The 601-nt window shown below is 51.2% G+C and carries 1 pseudogene; it reads right to left on the reverse strand.

From position 1 onward, the window contains the following. Nucleotides 1-601: pseudogene (locus A2F46_RS12750) on the reverse strand (hypothetical protein); the annotation flags it as partial.

The raw sequence follows: 601 nt of genomic DNA on the forward strand, positions 1-601 counted from the left end.
GCTGGCACACTTTCTTGGCCAATGCCATCGATGGGCACATCAATGTCCGTATCCGCCCTAGGAGACATATTGATTTGGCCAACATCGGGGCGCATATTGGCTGCTTCGAGACGGTCGGCGGCGGACAATAATTCACGATCAGGCTGTTCAGGCACTGAGGTTTCTTTGTTGTGTTCATCCTGCTCACGCTCCCGATATGCCTGGAACAACTGGGCCACTTGTTCATCGCTGAGATTCGCTTCCGGATTGCTAACCTGATCAAAAGGGGTCAATTTTTCAGGAGAGGTATTGGGGTCTAAGCCTGACTGCTCGGCCACCTTATCAAACAAGGTGGCTTTAGCAGGTTCAGCAATGGCTTCAGCTTGTTGCGGTGTATCGGTATTGCGAGACAAAACATCAATTTTAAAGACGTTACGGTTGGTTTCTTTGTCCTCATGGCCAACCACTTTGCCATTGTCATCACGAACAGGGGTTTGAATGGTCACCGGCTGCCTTCCCAAGTTTTGGAAAGTCACCCTATCACCCAAAACCGCACCAGATTGTGACAACGCATCAGGCAGCCCTACACCCCATACCGTGCGCTCCTGGCCATTGGCTTCCA

It is taken from the genome of Snodgrassella sp. CFCC 13594 (assembly GCF_001590725.1).
Classification (GTDB): domain Bacteria; phylum Pseudomonadota; class Gammaproteobacteria; order Burkholderiales; family Neisseriaceae; genus Snodgrassella.